The following is a 3,694-nucleotide window of genomic DNA, read 5'->3' as shown; positions in this document are numbered from 1 at the left end:
AACAAGAAAATGCGAGTTTAAAAACTCACTTGAGGTCGGCTACAAATGAAATTAGTGTTTTAGAAGCCCATATAAGCAATTTAAAGGCCGAAATTAAATCGATTTATAAAAGTGCCAAAGAATTTATTAAAGAGCGTACAAAGAGTGCTATGGCCTTTAAAGACGTTTTTAAAGCTTTGGTAGACAAGGTGAAGGAAAAAGCGCCTGAGGGCGAATTTGAGAAGGCTCATAAGCGTGAAATGACTCGTGAGCAAGATAGAGGGCGTTAAGCCGAAAAAAACACGCCATGAAGGCGTGTTTTTGCTTTTGGTTTTAGATGGTTTTAGAACGGAATTTTGCGGAGCGAAATTCGAGTTCTTTCTTTACTTGATACTATACGCAACTATTCCTGTGGCGTATAGTAGGGTTTGCACTTAGAGCCTCTAAGCTTCAAAGCGAATCGGCTAGCATACTGTTTTGCTCTTTATATGAAAAATAGACTTGTTCCAAAATCCTTCGTGAGTTACAGTTTAATTGTCGAGAAAAAACAATAACTGGAAGGGGGACAAGTCTACTCTTTTTTTATATGCATTTGTAATTACAAGTAGACTTTACACGAAATATGAATGAAAATCAAGAACCCATTAAACTCAAAAAAACTAGTAAACTAGGTAAAGAAATTTTAGTTAAATATAAGCCGAAAAAAGATTTAAATCGAAAGGCTACTTCTTACATAGAGAAACATCTAAGTACACCATCAATTGTACGGTTTGAAAGTTGCCATAGTTTTATGCGATTTTTAACTACTGAAAAACTCGACAAAAAACGCTTAGAAATTACTAATGCTTGCGGTAATCGTTTTTGTCCAATATGTACATGGAAAACTGCTAAAAAAGATGCTATAAAAATTTCGATTTTATTGGAGTCTATCAAGTGTCAAGAAAGCTTGGAATACATTTTTCTGACACTTACAAGTCCGAATGTAACTGGTGAGGATTTGAAAGACGAAATTGATAAATTTAATCGATCTATTAATCGACTTTTTGCGAGAACTAAAGTGAAAAAAGTTGTGCAAGGTTATGTGCGAAAATTAGAGGTCACAACTGACCAAGAAAAAATCATTACAGACGAGCTGTATAAACGCAAAGAAAATTACTTTGTGAAGCGTGGTTTAAAGGTCGGGGATGCAAACCCACAATACGGTACTTATAATCCTCATGTTCATATCATTTTAGCGGTCAAAAAAAGCTATTTTGACGATACAAAGAGTTACATCAGTCAAGCTGAATGGCTCGATATGTGGAGAGGCTGCATGAAAGACCCATCGATAACGCAAGTGGACGTACGAAAGGTTCGCACCAGTGAAAAGAGTAAGTCAAATGCCATATTGGAGATAGCGAAGTATTCAGCAAAGGGATCGGACTTGTATCACAGTGAGCTGGTGTTTGATACGTTCTATATGGCACTTAAAAAGCGTCAATTGCTCGTTTATAGTGGTATGTTCAAGGTTTACGCCAAAATGTATGAGCGTGGAGAACTGGACAGCTACAAGGAGACGGACGACGCAATTTACACCCACTTGGTGCGTTCCCTCTGGAACAACTCGAAGTATGATAGCACGTTGCGAGAATTAACACCTGAAGAATTTGAGAAGTACAATGAACGAGCTTTGAAAATTGAAGAATCTGATGAAATATAATAGTGAGGGATGAACATATGAGTGAAGAGCATGGTCATTACAGGGAGAAAGAAAGGAAATCTCCAAGCGATATTGTCAATATAGAATTACTGGAAGTTTACAGTCACTATAACGGTATCTATCTGCGGTCGCCAGAAGAACAAGATTATATTGCTTTGTTGCGAAGAGAAATGTTAAGCTAAAAGACTGAAGGAGTTAGATGTTATGAAAAAATTATTATTGATTTTTCTGGTTATTATTAGTTTATTTTTAGTTTTATTTTTTTTGACAGAAGTATTTAAAGAAGAAATAATAGATGAAAATAATTATATTACAGCTACGGAAATGAATGCTGCTATAGATAATAAACAAGACATATTAGTATATTTTTATAAACCTAATTGTATTTATTGTGAAAAGGCAACTCCTATTATAATTCCTATGACTAATAAAATGGGAATTGATTTAAAAATTCATAATTTAGGAGAAAATCCTTCGGGTTGGGAACAATTTAATATTGAAGGTACTCCGACTCTTATACATTATAAGAATGGTCAAGAAGTTTCTAGATTACACGGATTACAAAGTGAAGAAGAATATAAAAAGTGGTTTGAAAGTCAATAATTTTAAAAAGTGATACAAAGTACAATATTAACTGTACTATGTATCACTTTTTTTATTTCATATTAAGATATTACAATACTCTCCAACCGTAAACTTGGTTATTAGCTCCTATCATAACCTCAATTTCAAGTTCTGCTTTAATAGCTTTAATACCAACTTTATTTGAATCGTACAATCTATATGTTGTTCCACCGTAGGCTTCGATATCTGTATAACCATATGTTGGATTACCAGGAAGGACTTTTTTAACTCTAATACATCTGTCGGGAACAAATGGAACACTACTTAGTGCTTGTATTGAATTTGGAGAAGCATTGCTGTTTATTGGAGCTGCAGAAGCAGAAACATTAAATCCAGCAAACGATATACAAATAATAGAAACTAAAGATAATAATAAATGTTTGAATTTCATTTTAACTCTCCTGTTTTTTTACTTAATATGCATATTATGTAACAATGGTAATATATTTGGAGTTTTTTGTATATATAATTATAGTAAATATTGTTATTTTTTCAAATTATATATTTGAATTCTATAGTTTACTAGCGTAAACTTATATCTCATAAATGAAGTTTTAACTATAAATAAAATGAATAATAATTAAAAAAAAGGAGAAGTGTAATGTGGGATACTTTAATGAATTAATATATTTGATATTATCTGATACTAATTTTCTATGGACTATTTTAGAACTTTTATTGGTTACTTCTTGTATTTCAACGATTTTATTTATACTGACTAAAAATCAATACGTTTCTTATCTTTCTGCAGGGCCGATCTTTTATATTCTTTCGAAATTATTATTTGAGTATGCTCATTTAATTCTTTTGATTTTAGCAATGACTTTACAAGCTCTTATAATTATTTTAATTCAAAATAATCAAAGCAAAAAAGAATTAAGGGTAAATGAATCGAATGCATATAAACAAGTAATCGATGAAAAATAAATGAATTGTCTTTTATAAATAATGACAGCAAACTAGAGGAACGGTAAAAAAAACTGTTCTTCTTTTTGTTTTGGCTTGGTGTTTACTAGATGTCACCCGAACCCTTTAGGCATGTAGCTGCTCTTTTTATTTGTTTGTTCGGAGAAAGAAAATGATTTGTGGAGTTGCGAGCGTAGCGAGTTCACCCTTTACAGTGAGCAGAGTCGTGTTAACCTATTTCGGTTCGAGCCACCTATCTTTTTAGCAAGGTGGCGCTGGCTCGAAAGATACACGACTCGAAAGGCTCGCTGTAAAGGGCAACGGAGGAAATGATTTTCCTCGTGAGTTACAGCAAGCACTTGGAGGGGTGGAGGTTTTTTTATGCCATCCAAGGGGCTCCCTTGGTCGCAAGTTTGAGGGGCGAAACCCTCAAGGTCTTTTGCATGCTGCAGCATGCTTTGGCGGTAGCCAACCACCCTCGGAGAG

The 3,694-nt window shown here is 33.8% G+C and carries 5 protein-coding genes and 1 pseudogene; 5 read left to right on the top strand and 1 reads right to left on the bottom strand.

Going from position 1 to position 3,694, the window contains the following annotated elements; genetic code table 11:
• The 4 genes and pseudogenes from ACP3VS_RS23995 to ACP3VS_RS23980 all read left to right on the top strand — a co-directional run.
• Positions 1–269, top strand: a pseudogene (locus ACP3VS_RS23995) (hypothetical protein); the annotation flags it as partial.
• Between the two features lie 332 nt (positions 270–601).
• Positions 602–1,678 carry a protein rep gene (locus tag ACP3VS_RS23990; protein WP_426390245.1) on the top strand — a complete coding sequence of 359 codons (1,077 nt, stop codon included), beginning with the start codon at positions 602–604 and terminating at the stop codon, positions 1,676–1,678.
• 17 nt (positions 1,679–1,695) lie between these two features.
• Positions 1,696–1,860 (top strand): hypothetical protein, encoded by a 165-nt coding sequence (locus tag ACP3VS_RS23985; protein WP_426390244.1) that lies wholly within the window; start codon positions 1,696–1,698, stop codon positions 1,858–1,860.
• 22 nt (positions 1,861–1,882) lie between these two features.
• Positions 1,883–2,281 carry a thioredoxin family protein gene (locus tag ACP3VS_RS23980; RefSeq protein WP_426390242.1) on the top strand — a complete coding sequence of 133 codons (399 nt, stop codon included), beginning with the start codon at positions 1,883–1,885 and terminating at the stop codon, positions 2,279–2,281.
• A gap of 70 nt (positions 2,282–2,351) precedes the next feature.
• Here ACP3VS_RS23980 and ACP3VS_RS23975 read toward each other — a convergent pair whose 3' ends face one another.
• Positions 2,352–2,693 carry a hypothetical protein gene (locus ACP3VS_RS23975; protein WP_426390240.1) on the bottom strand — a complete coding sequence of 114 codons (342 nt, stop codon included), beginning with the start codon at positions 2,691–2,693 and terminating at the stop codon, positions 2,352–2,354.
• Positions 2,694–2,905: 212 nt separating this feature from the next.
• Between ACP3VS_RS23975 and ACP3VS_RS23970 the strand changes: the two genes are divergently transcribed.
• Entirely contained in the window at positions 2,906–3,229 is a 324-nt protein-coding gene (locus ACP3VS_RS23970; RefSeq protein ID WP_426390238.1) for a hypothetical protein, read from the top strand.
• Positions 3,230–3,694 lie beyond the last annotated feature (465 nt).

Source organism: Lysinibacillus sp. VIII_CA (assembly GCF_049943995.1).
In the GTDB taxonomy this organism is placed as follows: Bacteria; Bacillota; Bacilli; order Bacillales_A; family Planococcaceae; genus Lysinibacillus; species Lysinibacillus pinottii.
Note: the sequence above shows the minus strand (reverse complement) of the source record. Positions and strands in the feature narration are given on the sequence as shown.